Origin of the sequence: Salinispora cortesiana, assembly GCF_000484695.1 — a bacterium.
Classification (GTDB): domain Bacteria; phylum Actinomycetota; class Actinomycetes; order Mycobacteriales; family Micromonosporaceae; genus Micromonospora; species Micromonospora cortesiana.
On the sequence record NZ_AXVR01000010.1, the window covers coordinates 65,518 to 81,721 of the forward strand.

The following is a 16,204-nucleotide window of genomic DNA, read 5'->3' on the forward strand; positions in this document are numbered from 1 at the left end:
TGGTTGGTATGCGGGAGGTACTACGATGAGCCAAGAGTCCGGCCCAGGTGGGGCCTCGACGACCGGGTCGGGACGATCGGCCCGGCCGCTGGACCATGTGGATCGCCGGATCCTGGCCGAGCTGGTCCGGGACGGACGCACATCAGTACGGACACTCGCCGCGCGGCTGCACATCTCCCGAACCAACGCGTACGCCCGGGTGGAGCGGCTACTGCGCGACGGTGTGGTCACCGGCTTTCAGGCCCGGGTGGTACCGGAGGCCGCCGGGTTGGGTACCTCGGCGTACATCGCGATCACCATCGAGCAGAACACCTGGCGCGAGGTCTCGGCGGAGCTGGCCCAGGTGCACTACCTGGAGCACGCCGCGCTGGTCGGCGGCGATCACGACGTACTCGCTCTGGTCCGGGCGCCGGACAACGCCACCCTGCGAGACGTGGTACTGACCCGGGTGCAGAGCATCCCCGGAGTGCTCTCCACCCGCACCTGGCTGGTCTTCCACGAGTTCGACGGCGAGACGTCACCCTGGGGCCCGGCCGCGTCCCCTCCGCTCCCCGGTCCCGGGCGCCTGGGACCCTGAACGCTCCGGTGGCACCGGCAGCTTCTCCCGGTCGGCCAACTCCAGCAACGGCTCCAGCGAATAGGCCCGCTCGTCCAGGCCCGCGTGTGGGTCACCGTGCTCGGTGAAGCGGGCCGGCATCGTGGTGATGTCGAAGTCCTCCGGCCGGGCATCGTCCAGTTCGGTCCAGGCCACCGGTGCGGAGACCAGCGCCGCCGGAGTGGGCCGGATCGAGTACGCCGAGGCCATCGTGTGGTCCCGGGCCATCTGGTTGTAGTCGACGAAGACCGGCCGATCCCGCTGCTCCCGCCACCAGGTGGTGGTGACCAGGTCGGGCCGGCGGCGTTGGATCTCCCGGCCCATCGCCAGCACCGCCCGGCGGCAGTCACCGAAGCCCCACCGTGGCTCGATGGTGAGGTAGATGTGCAGCCCTCGTCCCCCGGTGGTCTTCGGGTAGCCGACCAACCCGAGCTCGTCGAGGAACGCGCGGACCTCGTGCGCCACCGGGACCACCTGGTCAAACCCGACCCCGGGGAGCGGATCCAGATCGATGCGTAGCTGGTCTGGTCGCTCGACGTCACGTCGGGAGACCGGCCACGGGTGGAATCGGAGCGTGCCGAGGTTGACCGCCCAGGCCACCACGGCCAGCTCACTCGGGGCGAGTTCGTCCGCGCTCCGACCGCTTGGAAACGTCAGGTGCGCGGTGCGAACCCAGTCGGGGGCACCCGCCGGCAGCCGCTTCTGATAGAAGGCGTCACCACGGTTGTCCGCCCGGGTCGCGATCTTGGCACCGGCGAAGACACCGCGCGGCCACCGCTCGAGCATCGTCGGCCGGTCCCGCAGGGCGCGCAGGATGCCCTCGCCGACGGCCAGAAAATAGCGCACCACATCGAGTTTGGTCAGTCCCAACTCGGAGAAGTAGGGCTTGTCCGGGTTGGAGACGCGGACCAGTCGCCGTCCCACCCGGATCTGCTCGGCCGCGGTCGCCACGCCCACACCGTAACCGTGATCCGGGCGCGCGCCGGGCCGGACGCGCATCACCAGCAGCACGGATCCGACTACCCCCGGCGCGGCAACGGGGCTACCAGGCGGTCGGTGGCGACCCTGCCGGCACCGGCAGAATTCGACGCGGCTGTCCCGGCGGCCCGCTCCGTCGCCGCCATTCTCGGGGGTAGCCCACCGACACCTCCTCGAAGCGCACCCCGTCGTACCAGGTGGTGCGAGGGATGTGGAGGTGGCCATAGACCACCGCGACGGCGTCGAAACGCCGATGCCAGTCGGCCGTCGCCTCGGTGCCGCACCACTGCGCAAAGATCGGATAGCGGAGAACGCGGGTGGGCTCGCGACGCAGCGGCCAGTGGTTCATCAGGACCGTCGGCAGCGCCGGGTCCCGCTCCGCCAGCCGCCGGGCCGTCCCGGCGACTCGGGCGGCACACCAGGCCGACCGACTCTCGTACGGGTCAGGGTGCAACAGGTACTCGTCAGTGCAGACGATCCCGGTCCGGTACGCCTCGGCGAGCGCCGCCGCCGACGTGTCGAGGCCCGCGGGGCGCCAGCTGTAGTCGTAGAGCAGGAACAGGGGCGCCACCGTGACCGGGCCGCCGGGCCCCTCCCACACCGGGTACGGGTCCTCCGGCGTGACGACACCGAGCTCTCGACAGAGTTCGACCAGGTGGGCGTAGCGGGCGGCACCGCGCAGGGGCACCGGGTCGGCCGGCAGACTCCACAGCTCGTGGTTGCCGGGCGACCAGAGCACCTTCGCAAACCGGGCAGCCAGCAGCCGCAGCACCCATTCGACCTGCCCGACCGTGTCGCCCACGTCGCCGGCGACCAGCAGCCAGTCCGCCGGCGACTCCGGGCGGAGCTGTTCGACGACCCTCCGGTTCTCCGCGTGCCGCACGTGCAGATCGCTGATTGCGAGCAGACTCCCCCGACCGCCCGCCCGATCGCCCGGCCCCGCCATGTTCCGATCCTAGCCGCGCTCGCCATCGCCGTCGATCTTCGATTCGGGTTCCGGGCGGCCGAGCAGTGCATACGAACGGGTGCCGGCGCTGCAGAAGCGATGCCGGTAGGATCCCCTCGGGTCGGGACTGGCGCGATTTGGGATGGAGCACCATCGGGGAACGGCCCATCACGAGGACGCACGCCGAGCGCCTGGGCCTCCACACGTCCACCGGAACGTTCACCAGGAGGTCACATGTCGGGTAACGCCGAGTCCACCGCCTATCGGAGCGCACTCGAGGTGATCGGTGCCGTCGAGCCGCGGGTCGCCAACGCCATCCGCGCCGAGCTGGCCGACCAGCGTGAGTCGCTCAAGCTGATCGCCAGCGAGAACTACGCCTCCCCGGCGACGCTGCTGGCCATGGGCAACTGGTTCAGCGACAAGTATGCCGAGGGCACGGTCGGCCGTCGCTTCTACGCCGGCTGCCAGAACGTCGACACCGTCGAGGCGCTCGCCGCCGAGCACGCCCGGGAGTTGTTTGGCGCGCCGTACGCCTACGTGCAGCCGCACTCGGGGATCGACGCCAACCTGGTCGCCTTCTGGGCGGTCCTTGCCGACCGGATCGAGTCGCCCACGCTCAAACGTGCCCAGGCCCGGCACGTCAACGACCTCACCGAGGCCGACTGGTTCGCCCTCCGCCGTGAGTTGGGCAACCAGCGGATGCTGGGCATGTCACTGGACGCGGGGGGCCACCTCACCCATGGCTTCCGGCCGAACATCTCCGGCAAGATGTTCGACCAGCGCAGCTACGGCACCGACCCGGAGACCGGGCTGATCGACTACGACCGGGTCGCCACGGCGGCCCGTGAGTTCAAGCCGCTGATCCTCCTCGGTGGCTACTCGGCGTACCCCCGGAAGGTCAATTTCCGAATCCTGCGGGAGATCGCCGACTCGGTCGGGGCCACCTTCATGGTGGACATGGCCCACTTCGCCGGGTTGGTCGCCGGCAAGGTCTTCACCGGTGACTTCGACCCGGTTCCGCATGCGCACATTGTGACCTCCACCACGCATAAGTCGTTGCGCGGGCCCCGCGGCGGCCTGGTGCTCTGCGGTACGGAGCTCGCCGAGCAGGTCGACCGGGGCTGCCCGATGGTGCTCGGCGGCCCGCTGCCGCACGTGATGGCCGCCAAGGCGGTCGCGCTCGCCGAGGCCCGGCGGCCCGACTTCGTCGACTACGCCGGACGAATCGTCGCCAACGCGCAGGCCCTGGCCGACGGGTTGCAGCGTCGGGGCGCGAAGCTGGTCACCGGCGGGACCGACAACCACCTGGCGCTGATCGACGTGACCGGGTACGGGCTCACCGGCCGGCAGGCCGAGCAGGCGCTCCTCGACTCGGGCATCGTCACTAACCGCAACGCGATCCCGCAGGATCCGAACGGCGCCTGGTACACCTCCGGGATCCGGGTCGGTACGCCGGCGTTGACCACCCGGGGCTTCGGCACCGCGGAGCTGGACGCCACCGCCGAGCTGATCCACACCGTCCTGAGCCGGACCTCGCCCGGGACGAACGCCGACGGCACCGCCTCGAAGGCGAAGTACGTGCTGGACCCGGGCGTCGCCGACCGGGTCGGCAAGCAGGCCAGCGACCTGCTCACCGGCTTCCCCCTCTACCCCGCCATCGACCTCGGCTAGCCTGCCGACACCTCGATCGCCACGTCAGCCCACGGTGGTGTCCTCAGACCAGCTACTCCGGTAGAGGGTTCCCCGGCCCTGCGGGTCGGGGACACCATCGAGGGGCGGCATCGGCGCTGGGAACTCGTCCGCCGCCCCGTTGGGCCGCACTCCCCCGGTCGTCCGGGAGCGACGGAGCCGGGTGACGACGAACCAGACGAGCCCCGCCACGCAGGCCAGGATGACGATGTTCTGGAGCACACCGGCGTACTCCTCGACCAGGTGCCAGTTGTCACCGAGCAGGTAGCCGGCCATGACGAAGGTGGTGTTCCAGATCAGACTGCCCAAGGTGGTGTAGACGACGAAGGTCCACACCGGCATCCGCTCCACTCCGGCCGGAATCGAGATCATGCTCCGGAAGATCGGAATCATCCGGCCGAAGAACACCGCCTTGACACCGTGTCGGAGAAACCACTCTTCGGTCTTGTCAACGTCGCTCAGCTTCACCAACGGAAGCCGGGCGGCGATGGCCCGCATCCGGTCCCGGCCAAACGCCGCACCGATGTAGTACAGCGCGAGGGCACCCACCAGCGAGCCCAGCGTGGTCCAGAAGATGGCGCTGATGACGCTCATCCGCCCCTGGCCGGCAACGAACCCGGCCAGCGGAAGGATCACCTCGCTGGGAATCGGCGGGAACAGGTTCTCCAGCGCCACGGCGAGGCCCGCACCGGGCCCGCCCAACCGTTCCACCAGACCGATCACGTGCCCGACCAGGCCATCCTGAGGGGGTTCAGCCTGGTTGGCGATGGTACTGGCGGGGAGGAGGGCATGCACGGTTTGAGGCATGGGCTATACGGTACGAACTCCGCCTGAGTGCACACCCAGGCGGTCGGCGGCACCCGGGTGATGAGATCGGTGAGCTGGCGCCGGGTCAGCCCGAGGCCAGGTCGGCCAGGATCCGGCCGAGGAGTTCCGGCGTGTGCTCCGGCGGCTCCGCCTCCACGCAGAGCCGCTCCATCGCCAACGCGTAGAACTCCAGATCTTCCCGCTTGTCGAGGTAGAGGGCGCTGGTGAGCTGCTCAATGTAGACCACGTCGGGCAGTTCCTGGTCACCGAAGCGCAGGATGGAGAAGGCGCCGCCCGCAGCGGCGTGCCCACCGGCGGCGAACGGTACGACCTGGAGCCGCACGTTCGGCAACCTTGTCGCCTCGATCAGCGCCGAAAGCTGCTGCCGCATGACCGCCACGCCGCCGATCGGCCGGCGCAGGGCCGCCTCGTCCACCACGGCCCACAGCTGCGGCGGATCCTCCCCGTGCAGCACCTCCTGCCGTCGCATCCGCAGGGTGACCCGCCGGTCAATCTCCGCCGCCGCGGCGCGGCTGTGACCGAGCAGCACCACCGCCCGGGCGTAGTCCTCGGTCTGGAGCAGGCCGGGCACGAACTGGAGCTCGTATGTGCGGATCAGGGCAGCTGCCGCCTCCAGCCCGAGGTACGCCTGGAACCAGGACGGGAGCACATCACCGTACCGGTGCCACCAACCGGGGCTGTTCGCGTCCCGGGCAAGGTGGAGCAGGGATTCCCGCTCCGTTGGGTCGGTGATGCCGTAGAGAGTCAGCAGATCGGCGACGTCGCGTTCCTTGAAACCGACCCGCCCCAGCTCCATTCTGCTGATCTTCGACTCAGAGGCCCGAATCTCCCAGCCCGCGCCCTCCCGGGTCACCCCGCGGGCCTCCCGTAGCCGGCGCAGCTGTGCGCCAAGCATCATCCGCAAGACGGTTGGGCCAGCCGATGACCCACCCTCAACGGGTATCGTCGCCACTGCCGCCCCTCCGTTTGCTGGACCGCGCCGGGCCGGACCTGACCCGGTCGCCGGGCCAGCATGCCATGGACCGCCGGTGAGGGGAATCGGTCCCGGCGGCGCGGCGTCGATCAGTGGATCAGGTGATCAAAGTCACCGTCCCGGGCGCCGAGCACGAAGGCTGCGATCTCGTCCACGGTGTAGATCAGGGCAGGGCCGTCGGGATGCCGAGAGTTGCGCACGGCGATGCCCGCACCATCGGGAAGTTCGGCCAGCTCAACGCAGTTGCCGCTGGGGTTGCTACGGCGGCTCTTCTGCCACCGCAGCGGCGGCAGCTCGGGGATGGGAACGCCATTCGGTAGCGGCTGCATGTGCGCCCTTCTCGTCATGCATCCGTCCACACCGCAGCCCCAGCGGGTGCGTTTGGACAGAGAGGCTCCTGCACGTGCATCTGCTATTGCATCTGCATCGGACAGGGAGCATGATAGCCGACGGGAGTGGTGTCGATCCGCTTACCGTAAGTCACCTTTACTGGGCGACGACCAGGGCAGACACGGGGTCGGTGACCGTCGGCAATGCCGGGGCATCGGTGTGACGGGAGGACTCATGCCGGATCCGCTGACGATCGCGTCCGGCGTCTGTGCCGCGGGCGCCCTCGTCTCGTCCTGGCAGCTGCACCGCCGGGCGGTGCAGGCCGAGGCGGAGATCGCCGTCCTCCAGGCCGAACTCGCCGCCGAACGCCACGCGGCCAGCCACGACCCGCTCACCGGCCTGCCCAACAGACGAGCCTTTCATCGATTGGCCGCCGCCCTGCTGACCCGAGCGGACGGACGACCGTTGATCGCCGTCGTCCTCGATCTTGACGACTTCAAACAGATCAACGATCGGTACGGGCACGCCGCCGGCGACCAGGTACTGGTCAACGTCGCCCAGCGGCTCGCCGACTTCGCGGGGGACGACCCGGTCGCCCGACTCGGCGGGGATGAGTTCGCCGGGCTGCTTACCGCCCCCGAGGTCGAGCGGCGGTGGCTTGAGCACGCCACCCGCCGGCTGCACGACCTCCTCGCCGCACCGATCCGGTTACACTCCGCAAGCGTGCGAGTGACAGCCTCCGTCGGGTTGGCGCCGGTCACCTGCCCCACCCAGCTCTCCGAGGCGTTGGACCGGGCCGACGCCGCGATGTACCGGGCGAAGAGTATCGACTCGCCCCACCTCCGCCAACTCCTCGACAGCGCGAGCAGCGGCGACCGCTGACCGACGGGCCGCCCGCCCTGCGGTCGTCACGGAATACGTCGTCGGGCGACCTGTCGACGGGCCAGCAACACGACGGCCAGCAAGACGAGCCCCTCGAATCCGATCAGCACCCGCTGGGCCAACCCCTGGTAGTCGGCCTGACTGAGTTCACCTCCCGAGATGTCGTAAATGATCCGCCATCCCACCAGCACCAGCTGCACCGCACTGAGCAGCAGGCCCCACCGAAGTCGCACTGGTCCGGTGCGGTTGGCGGCAAAGGTCGGCCACAGCGCCGCCGCGAGAAACACCAGCGAACCGGAGACCGTGTGGGCGTTGACCACCGCCACGGCGACCGGACGCCCATCCACCCACCGGTCGGGAAAGGCGGCCACGGCGATCGTGGCGACGCCCGAGCAGGCGAGCATCAGGCGCCCCGCCATCCGCACCGTACGCAGGCCAACGGCGGACAGCACGAGACAGAGGCCGGAGCCGAGAATAAAGAGGGTCATCACCCAACGGTGGCTGGCGCCGTGCGCGGCGAGTTCACTGATCGAGTAGCTGACCTGGTCGAGGCCGCGCGGCTGGAGGGTGACCGCGAACGCCGCGCCGCCGATCAACAGCAGCGGGGCCAGGAGGGCGGTAACCACGGTCCAGCCGGGCACGGTGGGCATGGAGCCATCATCCGACGAGCAGCACCACCCCACCCTAAATCTGGTGATATGAGAGGGCCTTGTATTGCCTACAGCTGTCATTGGCCCGCCGGACTCGCCCCTGCCGGCGCCAGATCCATGACCTCTGCAACGCCCCTCATACCTGAGTGGGTCTGGGCAGCATGATAAAGAGCACAGCACCAAAGATACCCCCCCGGGTATAGTGGCAGTCGGAGGTGCCACGTGAAGCTTCGACCCGAGATGACCAGTGACGCACTGACCCGACTCAAGCGCGCCCGAGGCCAACTCAACGCGGTGATCGACATGATGGAAGACGGCCAGGACTGCCGGGAGGCGCTGACCCAGCTCGCCGCGGTGTCGAAGGCTGTCGACCGGGCTGGCTACAAAATCATCGCTTCGGGCATGCGCCACTGCAACACCGCCCGGGAGAAGGGCGAAGCACCCGAGATGACCGAGGAGGAGCTGGAGAAGCTCTTCCTGGCCCTGGCCTGAGCCAACCGAAGAACCAACCCTCCGGCCGCATCCCAGCGACCGGAGGGGGTATCCGCACGCCAACCGAGAGATACCCATCTGCCCAATCGATACCCCCGGGGGTTTGGTCTTTCCCTGGAAGGAGCACGACGGTGAAGTTCAACGTGTCAGTCCTCGCGACCTCATCACTGGGCGACCGCAGCTACCTGGCCTCCGACGGTCAGGTGGCGGTCGTCGTCGACCCGCAGCGTGACATCGACCGAATCCTGTATCTTGCCGGAGCGGCGGGGGTCCAAATCACCCACGTGGTCGAGACCCACATTCATAACGACTACGTCTCCGGTGGGCTCGAACTGGCCCGGGTCACCGGTGCCCACTACCTGGTCGCCGCGGCCGAGCGGGTCGAGTTCGGACGACTACCGGTTGCCGACGGCGACACCCTCGCGATCTCCGACACGATGCGCCTGCGGGTGATCGCCACTCCCGGCCACACCTTCCACCATCTGTCCTACGTCCTGGACTACGCGAACGATGGCGACTGGCAACCGACGGGAGTCTTCACCGGTGGCTCGCTCCTCTTCGGCACCACCGGTCGCACCGACCTGCTCGGCCAGCAACACGCCCACGAACTGGCCCAGCACCAGCACGCCTCGGCCCAGCGGCTGGCAGACCTGCTGCCCGACGGCGCCGAGGTGTGGCCGACCCACGGGTTCGGCAGCTTCTGTTCCGCCAGCCAGACCGACGCGCCGGAATCGACCATCGGCCGGGAGAAGGAGGCCAACCCGGTGCTCCGGCTGGCCGCCGACGACTTCATCACCGAGACCCTCTCCGGGTTGGACGCCTACCCGGCCTACTACGCCCACATGGGCGTTACCAACCTCGGCGGGCCGGCACCGGTAGACCTGACCCCAATCGCCCGCGCCGACGCCGCCGAGCTGCGTCGGCGAATCAATGCTGGACAGTGGGTGGTCGACCTACGACACCGCAAGGCGTTTGCCGCCTCCCACCTGGCCGGAACGGTAAGTCTCGGACTGGACGGGCCGATGTCCACCTGGCTCGGCTGGCTGATCAGCTGGGGCACACCGATCACCCTGCTCGCCGACACCGCCGCGCAGATCGCCGAAGCACAGCGCGAACTGGTACGCATCGGCATTGACCGGCCAGCCGCCCAGGCCACCGGCGCGGCCGAGCGGTGGGCCGCGGACCACGAACAGCTACGTGAGCTGCCGCTGGCAGACTTCGCCGCGCTGGCCGCCGCCCACGCCGGACAGCTTCGCACCGGGCTGCCCGCCCCCGACGTCGTACTTGACGTGCGAATGACCAACGAGTGGATCGCAGGTCACATCGCCGGAGCCGTGCACCTTCCCCTACCCGAGCTACCCCAGCGTCTCACCGACCTGCCCGCTGGGGCGGTCTGGGTGCACTGCGGTTCCGGCTACCGCGCCACCGTCGCCGGTTCGCTGTTGGCGAACGCGGGACGCGACGTCGTCGTCATCGATGACCGGTTCGCCGAGGCAGCGGGGGCCGGAGTCACCCTGGTCGGGCCGAACACCCCCCGCGCCTGAACCGGCGCGGACCGCCCGGCGACGAGCGGCGCCCTTCGCCCCATCCCATCGGAGCACCCGAAAGACGAGGAAACCATGACCACCGCCGCCCGCACCACCCTCGACCCCGCCCAGTTGCGGGAACTCATCGACTCGGGCCGCACCCCACGCCTGCTCGACGTGCGCACCCCGGCCGAATTCGAGACCGCACACATCCCCGGTGCCTACAACGTGCCCCTCGACCTACTCAAGGAACATCGCGCGGAACTCCGCGGCCACCTCGACGAGGACGTGGTCCTGATCTGTCACTCGGGGGCCCGGGCCGCCCAGGCCGAACGGACGCTCGCCGGGGTCGGCCTACCGAACGTCAAGGTCCTGACCGGCGGCATGGTGGCGTGGCGGGGCGCTGCTGGGCCCGTTACCGAAGGCGCCCCCCGGTGGGACCTGGAGCGGCAGGTCCGGCTGGTCGCCGGCGCCATCGTGCTGGCCAGTGTCGTGGCGTCGCTGTTCGTACCCGGTGCCGAGTGGATCGCCGGTGTCATCGGCGCAGGTCTGACCGCCGCCGCGCTGAGCAACACCTGCACGCTGGGCAGGTTGTTCAGCAAGCTTCCGTACAATCGGAACGCCAGTTGTGACCTGGACATCATCGTCGGCCAACTGAGCGACGCCTCGCCCGCTGGCCCACGGTCGTGAGCGTCAGCCTCACCCTGACCGTCGGGTTGGCCGTCCTGATCGGGCTCAGCCTCGGGCTACTCGGCGGGGGCGGCTCCATCCTCGCCGTACCACTGTTGGTCTACGTCGCCGACCTGCCGGCGAAGGAGGCGATCGCCACCTCACTGCTGGTGGTCGGCGTGACCAGCGCGGTCGGCGTGCTACCGCACGCCCGTGCCGGACGGATCCGCTGGCGCACCGGACTACTCTTCGGGGCCGCCGGCATGGCTGGGGCCTACGTTGGGGGCCGGCTGGCCGCGTTCGTCCCGGCGACGGTCCTGCTCACCGGCTTCGGGGTGATGATGCTCGCCACGGCGACCGCGATGATCCGCGGTCGCCGCAGCACCGGCGGCCCGCCGGTACCGCGCGAGCTCCCGGTACAGCGGATCCTGCTGGACGGCGTCGTGGTCGGCCTGGTCACCGGCATCGTCGGCGCGGGTGGCGGCTTCCTGGTCGTACCCGCACTCGCACTGCTCGGTGGTCTGCCGATGCCGGTCGCCGCCGGCACCTCACTGGTGGTCATAGCGATGAAGTCGTTCGCGGGTCTGGTCGGCTTCCTGTCCAGCGTCAGCATCGACTGGGCCCTGGCCGCCGCGGTCACCACCGCCGCGGTCGCCGGCAGCCTCGCTGGCGCCCGGCTGGCCGGCCGCGTGCCCGAGGTCGTACTCCGCCAGACGTTCGGCGGATTCGTGGTGGTCGCGGGTGTGTTCATGCTGGTCCAGCAGATACCCGGAGATGGTCGGGTCAAGATCCTGGTAGCCGCCCTCGCCAGCGCCCTCGGGGCGGTGGCGCTGCTGGTCGCCGGCCGCCGACGCAGGCCCATCGGGACAACAGGGCCGGCGCCCCGCGCCGCGCAGGACCACCAGGCGGACAGCTGACCACGCGGGCAGGAACTCGCCGGTTCCCGCCCGGCATGTTGTCAGCCAGGCCGGGAAGGCGGCGGGGCACCCGCAACGACGGGGGCGGGACGGAGGTCGACATGCGGGTAGTACTGTGGGTCATCGGCATCGTCGCTGCCGCACTCATCCTGGTGGGGCTGCTCTGGGACGCAGCCCAATGGCTGATGGTCATCGGTGCGATCGCGCTGGTGGTGGTGGTCATCATGGCGGTGGTCAAAGTGCGCCAGATGACCCGGCAATCGCAACGGCGACACTAACCACGGGGCGCCGAATCGGCGGTGCGGCGACGGGCACCTCGCCGGGTTCTACCAGACCGTAGATTGCGGTCCCGTAGACGAACGTGGGGAGGATGGACACCATGAACCTGAGCGCCGAACGGCCGTGGCTGGGTAGCTACGCACCGGGAGTGCCGACGACCATCACCCCGACCGAGGAGTCCCTGGTCGACCTGTTGCGGGAGGCCGTTCACCGGTTCGGCGACCGGACCGCACTGGACTTCTTCGGCGCCACCACCAGCTACCGTGACCTGGCGGCACAGGTGGACCGGGCGGCCGAGGCGCTACGCCGCCTCGACGTCGGCCAAGGCGACCGGGTCGCACTGGTCCTGCCGAACTGCCCGCAACATGTGGTGGCCTTCTACGCGGTGCTGAGACTCGGTGCGGTCGTGGTCGAGCACAACCCGCTCTACACCGAGCAGGAACTCGCCCACCAACTCGCCGACCACGGTGCCCAGGTCGCTGTGGTCTGGAACAAGGTCGCCCCACTAGTGCAGCGCACCGCCAACGCCACCAAGGTCGAGACGGTCGTCGCAGTCGATCTCAGCGCGGCCCTACCCTGGCTCAAACGCTGGGCGTTGCGGCTACCGGTGCCCCGAGCCCGCACCGCCCGCGCCGCGATCACCGCTCCCGCACCGGGCACCCTGTCCTGGGAGCGCCTGCTGGCCGACAGCGGGCCGCTGGCCGCCGACCACCCCGCGCCAGAGCCGGAGGACACCGCGCTGTTGCAGTACACCGGTGGCACCACCGGCACCCCGAAGGGAGCGATCCTCACCCACCGTAACCTGCGCGTCAACGCCGCACAGGGCCGCGCGTGGGTGCCGGGACTCCGCGACGGCGCCGAGACCGTGTACGGCGTGCTACCACTGTTCCACGCGTACGGGCTGACGTTCTGCCTGACCTTCTCGGTCAACATCGGCGCAACCCTGGTGCTGCTGCCCCGCTTCGACGTGAACGAGACCCTCCAGGCGATACGTCGCCGTCCGCCGACGTTTCTGCCGGCGGTGCCGCCGATCTACGAGAAGCTCGCTGTCGCTGCCCGGGAACGTGGGGTCGACCTGACCTCCATCCGATACGCCATCTCCGGGGCGATGTCGCTGCCCCCGGCCACCGTGGCGCTGTGGGAGTCAGTGACCGGCGGGCTGCTGGTCGAGGGGTACGGGATGACCGAGACCTCCCCGGTGGCGTTGGGTAATCCGGTGTCCACGGCCCGGCAACCCGGCACGGTGGGCATTCCCTTCCCCGCCACCAATATCCGCATCGTTGACCCGAAGGACCCGGCCCGGGACCGCGCCCCCGGTGAGGCAGGCGAGTTGCTGATCAGCGGGCCGCAGGTCTTCGTCGGGTACTGGTGCCGGCCGGAGGAGACAGCGGCGGTGCTGCTGCCCGGCGGTTGGCTCCGAACCGGGGACATTGTGGAGATGAACTCGGACGGCTTCGTACGGATCGTTGACCGGATCAAAGAATTGATCATTACTGGTGGATTCAACGTCTATCCGTCCGAGGTGGAGGAGGCACTGCGACAGGTCCCCGGCGTCCGCGACGCCGCGGTGGTCGGTCTACCCGGCGCCGCCGGGGGCGAGGAGGTCGTCGCCGCGGTGGTGCTGCACCCCGACTGCACCACCGACGAGGCGGGCATCCGGGCCAAGTGCCGGGAGCAGCTGACCGCGTACAAGGTGCCGCGCCGGGTGGTGGTGGTCAACGACCTGCCCCGCTCCCAGATCGGCAAGGTCCTGCGCCGGGAGGTCCGCGACCAACTGCTCGTCACCTGACCGGACACCGGCTGACCGAGCCGATGCCACGTCAGCGGCACCACAGAGTTCAGCCGGCCGGATTTGTCCGGGAGCGGCGTCACACCCAGGGGCGGGTGCCACGGCGGCGCGACGCAGCAGTGGCGCGGTGACCCGCAGCCGGGCTCGGAGACGCTCGAAGGGCCCGCCCACCACCGTTCTGGAGGCGACGAGCGCCGGCCTGCCAGTGGTGCCGACGCGGCACTTGACAGCAAAGCACATGGGATGTCTGCGCCAACAGACCCGAGGGCTGGAACAGCTCTACCCCGGGGTCGCGGGAGCCATCCGGCCCCCGCGAGCGCGACCGTCACCGGCCTGGCTTGACCTACGCCAGCTCAGGCACCAGAGGTGCGCAGCGCCGGTGCGGACCGGTTGCTGGCCCGGTCGCGCGGCCGGCGGTTGGGCAACGACAGCCGGATGACCTTCTTCCAGGCGGAGAAGACCTGCCGGGGCAGCGATCCGGTGGTGTACTTCAGACCGTACCGGTCGAAGAGCGCCCGGACCTCCGGGACGACCTCCCGGTAGCGGTTGCTCGGCAGGTCCGGGAAGAGGTGGTGCTCGATCTGGTGGGAGAGGTTGCCGGACATGATGTGCAGCAACCGGCTACCGCTGATGTTCGCCGAGCCGAGCATCTGCCGCAGGTACCATTCGCCGCGGGTCTCCCCCTCGATCGAGGTCTTCTCGAAGGTCTCCACGCCCTCCGGGAAGTGCCCGCACATGATCACGGAGTGGCTCCACAGGTTCCGGACCAGGTTCGCGGTGAAGGTCGCGGCGAGTGTGCTCAGAAACGATGGTCCGGACAGCAGTGGGTGCAGCACGTAGTCCTTCAGGACCTGACGGCGGATCTTACGGCCGACCGCTCGGGCCCGGGCCCGGAACGCCGGATCCCGGTGCCGGCCCTTCTTCAGGTTGCGCCCCAGTTCCAGGTCGTACGCGGCGATGCCGTACTCGAAGAAGCAGGCGTTGATCAGATTCCACAGCGGCTGCCCCAGGTAGAGCGGGTGCCACCGCTGGTCCTCATCGACACGCATGATGCCGTACCCGAGGTCGTTATCCTTACCGATCACGTTGGTGTAGCGGTGGTGCAGCTCGTTGTGTGAGTGCTTCCACTGCTCGGCCGGAGAGACGTGGTCCCACTCCCAGGTCGTGGAATGGATCTTCGGGTCCCGCATCCAGTCCCACTGGCCGTGCAGGATGTTGTGCCCGATCTCCATGTTCTCCAGGATCTTGGCGATCGACAGACCGGCCGTCCCGATGATCCACGCCGGCGGGAACAGCGAGAAGAGCAACACCGCCCGACTGCCCAGTTCCAGACGCCGCTGCGTCCGGATCAGCCGGCGAATGTAGCGGGCGTCCCGTTCCCCCAGGTCGGCCATCACCCGGTCCCGGATCGCGTCCAGTTCCTTTCCGATCACCTCAATGTCTTCGGCGGTGAGGTGAGCGATCGGGTTGACGGGCTTGCGTTGCATGACGGTCACGTCGGTACTCCGGAATCAGTGGTCGAGGTCGCAGGGGCCGGCAGCGGCCGACACGCAGGTCTGGACGAGGACACCGTCACCGGGAACCGCTGTGGTGAGCGACCCGTTGCGCAGGTCACGGACGGCACCCTGGCGCAGCGGCAGGACGCAGCCGTAGCAGATGCCCATGCGGCAACCGGACGGCATGAGTACACCGGCCGTCTCCCCCGCCTCCAGCAGCGGGGTGCTGCCGTCGGCGGCGACGGTCACACCGCTGCGGCCGAAGGTGACGGTGCCGCCCTCACCGGGCGAAATGATGGTCGGGCGGAACCGCTCGGTGTGCAGTCGCTCGCCGCGGCCGGCGGCGGTCCAGTGCGCGGTCAGGCCGTCGAGGAGCCCGGCCGGGCCGCACGCCCACGTCTCCCGCTCGAGATGGTCCGGCACCAGCGCGGCCAGGTCGGCGAGGCTGAGCTGACCGTCATCCCTGGTGTGCCGCTCCACCAGCCGGAGCGCGCCGCCGGCGGCCAGGTCCCGCAGCGCCGCACCGAAGATCACGTCCGCTGCGGTGGGCGCCGAGTGGACCAGCGTGACGTCCGCCCCGGCGAGGGCCCCACTGCGCAGCATCCCCATGACGGGAGTGATTCCGCTGCCCGCGGTCATCAGCAGCACCCGCGCCGGCGGTGTGGCCGGTAGCACGAAGTCGCCCTGCGCCTGGTCAAGCTGCACAATCGTGCCGGGCTGAGCGTGCCGCACCAGATGGTTGCTGACCAGACCGTCCGGGATCGCCTTGACGGTGATCGTGATCGGGTCGTGGCGGCCCGCCGGAGCCGAGGTCACCGAGTAGGACCGCCACTGCCGCACGCCGTCGACATCCACGCCGAGCCGGACGTACTGCCCCGGACGGTGTCCCTGCCAGTCCCGCCCCGGCTGGATCACGACGGTGGCGGCGTCCGGGGTCTCCGGGCGCACCTCGACGATCCGGCCCCGTAGTTCGGCGCCGGCACGCAGCGGGGCGACCAGGTCGAGGTAGTCGTCGGGCAGCAGCGGGGTGGTGACCGCCGCGGCGAGCCGCAGCAGCCCGCGACGCAGGGACGCCGGCGCGGACGGACGCTGGACGGTGGTGGTCATACCCCCGATCGTCGCGGCACACTGGCATAAAATCTTGACCTGGGAAGGTGAACCCGAC

17 protein-coding genes and 1 riboswitch are annotated in these 16,204 nt (G+C 69.6%); of the genes, 9 read left to right on the plus strand and 8 right to left on the minus strand.

Annotated elements, in window-relative coordinates; all coding sequences use genetic code 11:
• Nucleotides 1-25: 25 nt before the first annotated feature.
• Complete coding sequence (locus K228_RS0107260) at nt 26-577, plus strand: Lrp/AsnC family transcriptional regulator (RefSeq protein ID WP_025617824.1); 552 nt, start codon at nt 26-28, stop codon at nt 575-577.
• Here the strand turns inward: K228_RS0107260 and K228_RS0107265 are convergent.
• Nucleotides 518-1,594 (minus strand): DNA polymerase domain-containing protein, encoded by a 1,077-nt coding sequence (locus K228_RS0107265; RefSeq protein WP_080671552.1) that lies wholly within the window; start codon nt 1,592-1,594, stop codon nt 518-520. The two genes, K228_RS0107260 and K228_RS0107265, sit on opposite strands and share 60 nt — an antisense overlap.
• A 43-nt stretch (nt 1,595-1,637) precedes the next feature.
• Nucleotides 1,638-2,519 (minus strand): metallophosphoesterase family protein, encoded by an 882-nt coding sequence (locus tag K228_RS0107270; RefSeq protein WP_025617826.1) that lies wholly within the window; start codon nt 2,517-2,519, stop codon nt 1,638-1,640.
• Nucleotides 2,520-2,632: 113 nt separating this feature from the next.
• A riboswitch (ZMP/ZTP riboswitch) is annotated at nt 2,633-2,723 on the plus strand.
• A gap of 30 nt (nt 2,724-2,753) precedes the next feature.
• On the opposite strand from K228_RS0107270, the gene K228_RS0107275 reads away from it, so the two are divergent.
• Complete coding sequence (locus tag K228_RS0107275) at nt 2,754-4,190, plus strand: glycine hydroxymethyltransferase (RefSeq protein ID WP_025617827.1); 1,437 nt, start codon at nt 2,754-2,756, stop codon at nt 4,188-4,190.
• A gap of 24 nt (nt 4,191-4,214) precedes the next feature.
• On the opposite strand, the gene K228_RS0107280 is transcribed toward K228_RS0107275, so the two are convergent.
• The 3 genes from K228_RS0107280 to K228_RS0107290 form a co-directional block, all read right to left on the minus strand.
• Nucleotides 4,215-5,015 carry a DedA family protein gene (locus K228_RS0107280; protein WP_025617828.1) on the minus strand — a complete coding sequence of 267 codons (801 nt, stop codon included), beginning with the start codon at nt 5,013-5,015 and terminating at the stop codon, nt 4,215-4,217.
• A gap of 85 nt (nt 5,016-5,100) precedes the next feature.
• A complete protein-coding gene (locus K228_RS0107285) occupies nt 5,101-5,934 on the minus strand; it encodes a helix-turn-helix domain-containing protein (RefSeq protein ID WP_188116174.1) in 834 nt (277 codons plus the stop codon).
• Between the two features lie 164 nt (nt 5,935-6,098).
• The gene (locus K228_RS0107290; protein ID WP_018252881.1) at nt 6,099-6,338 is read right to left on the minus strand and encodes a DUF397 domain-containing protein; all 240 of its coding nucleotides are present in this window, start codon (nt 6,336-6,338) and stop codon (nt 6,099-6,101) included.
• A 235-nt stretch (nt 6,339-6,573) separates the two neighbouring features.
• Here K228_RS0107290 and K228_RS0107295 point away from each other — a divergent pair, with 235 nt between their 5' ends.
• Nucleotides 6,574-7,221, plus strand: coding sequence for a GGDEF domain-containing protein (locus K228_RS0107295; protein ID WP_025617830.1), 648 nt, complete (start codon nt 6,574-6,576; stop codon nt 7,219-7,221).
• Nucleotides 7,222-7,247: 26 nt separating this feature from the next.
• Here K228_RS0107295 and K228_RS0107300 read toward each other — a convergent pair whose 3' ends face one another.
• Nucleotides 7,248-7,871 (minus strand): DUF998 domain-containing protein, encoded by a 624-nt coding sequence (locus tag K228_RS0107300; protein WP_025617831.1) that lies wholly within the window; start codon nt 7,869-7,871, stop codon nt 7,248-7,250.
• A 222-nt stretch (nt 7,872-8,093) separates the two neighbouring features.
• Between K228_RS0107300 and K228_RS0107305 the strand changes: the two genes are divergently transcribed.
• The 6 genes from K228_RS0107305 (at nt 8,094) to K228_RS0107330 (ending at nt 13,543) form a co-directional block, all read left to right on the plus strand.
• Nucleotides 8,094-8,363 (plus strand): metal-sensitive transcriptional regulator, encoded by a 270-nt coding sequence (locus tag K228_RS0107305; RefSeq protein ID WP_025617832.1) that lies wholly within the window; start codon nt 8,094-8,096, stop codon nt 8,361-8,363.
• A 131-nt stretch (nt 8,364-8,494) separates the two neighbouring features.
• Nucleotides 8,495-9,907: an MBL fold metallo-hydrolase gene (locus K228_RS0107310; RefSeq protein WP_025617833.1), complete on the plus strand. Its 1,413-nt coding sequence runs from the start codon at nt 8,495-8,497 to the stop codon at nt 9,905-9,907.
• A 75-nt stretch (nt 9,908-9,982) separates the two neighbouring features.
• Complete coding sequence (locus K228_RS0107315) at nt 9,983-10,579, plus strand: rhodanese-like domain-containing protein (protein ID WP_025617834.1); 597 nt, start codon at nt 9,983-9,985, stop codon at nt 10,577-10,579.
• Nucleotides 10,576-11,475, plus strand: a complete 900-nt coding sequence (locus K228_RS0107320) for a sulfite exporter TauE/SafE family protein (RefSeq protein ID WP_025617835.1) — start codon at nt 10,576-10,578, stop codon at nt 11,473-11,475. The genes K228_RS0107315 and K228_RS0107320 overlap by 4 nt, the downstream gene beginning before the upstream one ends.
• 101 nt (nt 11,476-11,576) lie before the next feature.
• A complete protein-coding gene (locus tag K228_RS28765) occupies nt 11,577-11,753 on the plus strand; it encodes a hypothetical protein (protein WP_188116175.1) in 177 nt (58 codons plus the stop codon).
• A 101-nt stretch (nt 11,754-11,854) separates the two neighbouring features.
• On the plus strand, nt 11,855-13,543 hold the full coding sequence (locus tag K228_RS0107330) for a long-chain-fatty-acid--CoA ligase (RefSeq protein WP_025617836.1): 1,689 nt from the start codon (nt 11,855-11,857) through the stop codon (nt 13,541-13,543).
• 353 nt (nt 13,544-13,896) lie between these two features.
• Here the strand turns inward: K228_RS0107330 and K228_RS0107335 are convergent, their stop codons facing one another.
• Nucleotides 13,897-15,039 carry a fatty acid desaturase family protein gene (locus K228_RS0107335; protein WP_025617837.1) on the minus strand — a complete coding sequence of 381 codons (1,143 nt, stop codon included), beginning with the start codon at nt 15,037-15,039 and terminating at the stop codon, nt 13,897-13,899.
• Nucleotides 15,040-15,054: 15 nt separating this feature from the next.
• Nucleotides 15,055-16,146 (minus strand): ferredoxin reductase, encoded by a 1,092-nt coding sequence (locus K228_RS0107340; RefSeq protein ID WP_025617838.1) that lies wholly within the window; start codon nt 16,144-16,146, stop codon nt 15,055-15,057.
• Between the last annotated feature and the right edge of the window lie 58 nt (nt 16,147-16,204).

What these genes read in the sequence shown, in the direction of transcription:
- K228_RS0107300 (WP_025617831.1), bottom strand. Translation starts at nt 7,871, where the DNA reads ATGCCCACCGTGCCCGGCTGGACCGTGGTTACCGCCCTCCTGGCCCCG.
- K228_RS0107260 (WP_025617824.1), top strand. Translation starts at nt 26, where the DNA reads ATGAGCCAAGAGTCCGGCCCAGGTGGGGCCTCGACGACCGGGTCGGGA.
- K228_RS0107285 (WP_188116174.1), bottom strand. Translation starts at nt 5,934, where the DNA reads ATGATGCTTGGCGCACAGCTGCGCCGGCTACGGGAGGCCCGCGGGGTG.
- K228_RS0107295 (WP_025617830.1), top strand. Translation starts at nt 6,574, where the DNA reads ATGCCGGATCCGCTGACGATCGCGTCCGGCGTCTGTGCCGCGGGCGCC.
- K228_RS0107270 (WP_025617826.1), bottom strand. Translation starts at nt 2,519, where the DNA reads ATGGCGGGGCCGGGCGATCGGGCGGGCGGTCGGGGGAGTCTGCTCGCA.
- K228_RS0107280 (WP_025617828.1), bottom strand. Translation starts at nt 5,015, where the DNA reads ATGCCTCAAACCGTGCATGCCCTCCTCCCCGCCAGTACCATCGCCAAC.
- K228_RS0107315 (WP_025617834.1), top strand. Translation starts at nt 9,983, where the DNA reads ATGACCACCGCCGCCCGCACCACCCTCGACCCCGCCCAGTTGCGGGAA.
- K228_RS0107265 (WP_080671552.1), bottom strand. Translation starts at nt 1,594, where the DNA reads ATGCGCGTCCGGCCCGGCGCGCGCCCGGATCACGGTTACGGTGTGGGC.
- K228_RS0107290 (WP_018252881.1), bottom strand. Translation starts at nt 6,338, where the DNA reads ATGCAGCCGCTACCGAATGGCGTTCCCATCCCCGAGCTGCCGCCGCTG.
- K228_RS0107340 (WP_025617838.1), bottom strand. Translation starts at nt 16,146, where the DNA reads ATGACCACCACCGTCCAGCGTCCGTCCGCGCCGGCGTCCCTGCGTCGC.
- K228_RS28765 (WP_188116175.1), top strand. Translation starts at nt 11,577, where the DNA reads ATGCGGGTAGTACTGTGGGTCATCGGCATCGTCGCTGCCGCACTCATC.
- K228_RS0107275 (WP_025617827.1), top strand. Translation starts at nt 2,754, where the DNA reads ATGTCGGGTAACGCCGAGTCCACCGCCTATCGGAGCGCACTCGAGGTG.
- K228_RS0107330 (WP_025617836.1), top strand. Translation starts at nt 11,855, where the DNA reads ATGAACCTGAGCGCCGAACGGCCGTGGCTGGGTAGCTACGCACCGGGA.